Raw genomic sequence first — 3,455 nt, forward strand, 5'->3', positions numbered from 1 at the left:
GTCAGTTAATTCATGCCTGTCAGATCAAGTCTAAACTATTACAAAAAGCTTTTGTGGGCTACTACAGTACCTGATAATGAGAGTAGAGTTAAAAATTCTTACACGCATATAGTAGAGAAACCTTCTTTTGGTGATGCAGCTTCAAAGTTGAGTAAGGAAGAAAGGTCAGAAGAGCATCTTGTTCTTCTAAAAGGTAAAGGCAATAGCTCTGGTACAACTGTAACAGAAGGATCGTCTAGTATTCAGAATGCAGTATCAGGCAAGAACAAGCGTGAATATATCAAATTAGACAGTGATGAAGAATGGGATAAATTCTTTGAGTTACAGAATGATCCAGACACTAATACTACAAACAAAGAACCTTTTTCTCCGAAGAAAGGAGAATCTCACTATCATGGTAAAGAGATTGTAGGCAAGATTGCTGACCAAATTAAGGCAGAGATATCGAAGGTATATACCATAGAGTCCATAATGATAAAAGAAGGCAAAAGGGAAGAGAATATTGTTTATCCTACCGTGAGAGTTGTGCTACATGCCAATAAAGAAGGAGTAGATATAGCTAAACTTCTAGGCGGTAGTATATGTAAAGAGTATGGTGTAAGAACAATTACATTTTGTCATCCTAATCAAGAAAAAAAGAGGGGGGCATCTTGCTATATTAATAATGATAGTGATAATGAGGAAAGAGTTTATGAAATAATTAGTGGGTTATATGAAATGACTTTAAAGTGGTATGTTGATGGAAGAGAATGCAAAGTTAAAGTTAACATTGATGGTAAGAATGGTGTAACTCTCCTTGAAGGCAACGGTGTTACTGCAGAGCAGTTGCGTGCAAATAAAGAAGTCAAAATAGGTAAGAGACGTGAGCCAAAATCTTTATATGAAGCGTTAGTACCGCAATTGCAACAAAAGAGCTCTGAATCAGTCAAGGTTTTACAGCAGCCTTCAACAGATGTAACAAATGTGACAACAACACCAACTTCTACTTCTCAGAGATGCTCTTGACTAAATAAATAAGAAAAAGCAAAAATAGTATAACTTGCTTACAAATGTAAGTATAGCTCTTCTTATAATAGTCCGAACGGAGGTAAAAACGTCTTTATAGCTATTATAAGCCAAGAGGCCAGCAGTATGTTATTATGACCTGTTCGGATTATTGTGAGAAGAGCTATAACTTGTACTTCTATGATGAATAACACAATATTACCAAGAAATTTCTATGAACGGCCAACTTTAACCGTAGCTGGGGAGCTGCTAGGAAAGATTCTGAAATTTTCTAATTTTAGTGGAATAATAACTGAAGTTGAAGCGTATATAGGAATGGATGACCCAGCTTGTCATGCAGCAAGAGGCTATACTAATCGAACCTCAGTAATGTTTGGTACGCCAGGGTTTTCGTACGTATATTTTATATATGGAATGTACTATTGTCTAAATATTGTAACAGAAGCAGAAGGATTCCCAGCAGCAGTGTTAATACGAGGATTAAAGCTCACTGAACCGCTTGAAGCAAATTTAGGCGGGCCAGGCATACTGTGCAAAAAATTAAACATTACAAAAGAACATAATAAACAAGACCTTACTATAAGTCATGAATTTTGTCTCTATGAATATCACCTCAAACCAGATTATGTGTGCACTCCAAGAATCGGAATTAGTAAAGGCAAGGAGAAATTTTGGCGATTTAAAAGTTGCGTTTTAGCAGAAATGCCTAAAATCACACTCAACAATAAATATAGACCTCCTGCATAAACTAGATAAAAAGGCAAATAGCCTTTTATGTTTACCAACAATAGACTTCTTGGATAACCTAAGGATATTTTTTGATCTTCTATGGGGGAGTTGAACATTCCCTTTTTATAAAACTTTTGCATACTCCTATTTAACTTTAATAGCTCTTTATCTTTCTGAAATCTGGATGTTTTATCAATGCATCTTCTATTCAGCCGTTAGCAAGAACTTTCACTTATTCCATAGCTTTGCACTATATGGAAATATGTACGGTATTTACACAAATATTCGAGTGCTATTAATAAATATGCATTGTTTATTTGGTTTTCCTCCTCTTGCCTTTTTCTTGGCCTCTTCCTCTATTAAAATTTCTATTATTTTTCCAATGTTTTTCTTTTTACTCCTCTTAGTCTTCGAAGCTTCTCTTCATCAAGTTTACTTACCTGCTCAAAATTTATACCTTCCCTAATATTGCTTCTACTACTTGTTTCTTAAGTTATCCAAGAAGTCTATTGTCTGTTCAGATACGAGGTAGCTGCTGCCATTTGAAATATTTTATTCACCTAAAATTACATTCTACCTATTTTAAAAGTAGTTTAAAAAAACTTTATAGACTGCATACAAAAGACCTAACATCTTTAGCAATGCCTTCATAAATCCTTACTAAATCCTCACTTAGTATTGAAGGATTTCCACAATCAGAAGCACTACATATTTGCGGATCTAGAGGAACTCTGCTCAAGAGTTTGACTCCCAGCTCTTCAGACATTTTTTTTGCACCACCTTTTCCAAATATGTGTATTTTTGAATTATCTTGAACAAAATAGCTCATATTTTCCACAATGCCGATAATTGGCACGCTGAGCTTTGTGAACATATCATAAATTTTTTGTGCATCGATTAAAGCAAGCTCCTGTGGAGTTGAAACTATTATTGCTCCAGTTAAACTAAAATTCTCCATCAGACTTAAATGTACATCGCCAGTGCCAGGCGGTGTATCAATGATTAAATATTCTATATCAGACCACCTTGTTCCCATTAGCAAATTGTAAAGTGCTTTTGTGATCATAGGTCCACGCCATATTACTGCGCGGTCCTTATCAATAAAATAGCCAATTGAAATAGTATAGAGACCATGTTTCTCTATAGGCATTGCTTTACCACTCTGTATTTCTGGTTTTAATTTCTCAGTGCCCAACATTTTAGGAATCGAAGGACCATATATATCTGCATCAACTAGCGCAACTTTATGTTTTAATTCTGCTAACGAAAGAGCTAGATTTAGTGCAACTGTCGACTTACCCACACCTCCTTTACCAGAAGCAACGACAATTATATTTTTCACTCCTTCGATATGAAGTTTAGCTTTTTGTTGCCTAGCTTGTTTTTGACCAGTAGCAACTACAGTAACCTTTCCTACTCCCGGTATCGCCTTAACAGCTTGCTCACAATTTTTTCTTAATTCTTCATTTGGCTCAGTAACTTCAAGAGCAAAAGCAACATCTTTACCCTTAATAACAATTGAGGATACTACACCAACATTCTTACCACTTTTCTTCTCTATAACCTTTTTTAGGCTCTCTCTTACGATTTCCTCATTAACCTGTGTAAATTTTTTCCAGAACATATGATGAAATTTTTTCTATTGGTGTATACTAACATAGAATAATTAAACTGCACTCCTTTAAAACTTGTCTATATTTTTATCTTACTTTGTTTGCTTG

3 protein-coding genes and 1 pseudogene are annotated in these 3,455 nt (G+C 35.0%); 2 read left to right on the forward strand and 2 right to left on the reverse strand.

The features are described from left to right. The first annotated feature begins 12 nt into the window (after positions 1–12). On the forward strand, positions 13–1,005 hold the full coding sequence (locus JR053_RS05145; protein ID WP_416603784.1) for a hypothetical protein: 993 nt from the start codon (positions 13–15) through the stop codon (positions 1,003–1,005). A gap of 183 nt (positions 1,006–1,188) precedes the next feature. Then, positions 1,189–1,752, forward strand: coding sequence for a DNA-3-methyladenine glycosylase (locus JR053_RS05150; RefSeq protein ID WP_010403621.1), 564 nt, complete (start codon positions 1,189–1,191; stop codon positions 1,750–1,752). A gap of 200 nt (positions 1,753–1,952) precedes the next feature. Here JR053_RS05150 and JR053_RS05155 read toward each other — a convergent pair. Both JR053_RS05155 and JR053_RS05160 read right to left on the reverse strand, forming a co-directional pair. Then, a pseudogene (locus JR053_RS05155) lies at positions 1,953–2,189 on the reverse strand (helix-turn-helix domain-containing protein); the annotation flags it as partial. A gap of 149 nt (positions 2,190–2,338) precedes the next feature. Further along, a complete protein-coding gene (locus tag JR053_RS05160) occupies positions 2,339–3,358 on the reverse strand; it encodes an Mrp/NBP35 family ATP-binding protein (RefSeq protein WP_010403618.1) in 1,020 nt (339 codons plus the stop codon). Positions 3,359–3,455 lie beyond the last annotated feature (97 nt).

The organism is Wolbachia endosymbiont of Nasonia vitripennis (genome assembly GCF_048054115.1).
GTDB lineage: Bacteria > Pseudomonadota > Alphaproteobacteria > Rickettsiales > Anaplasmataceae > Wolbachia.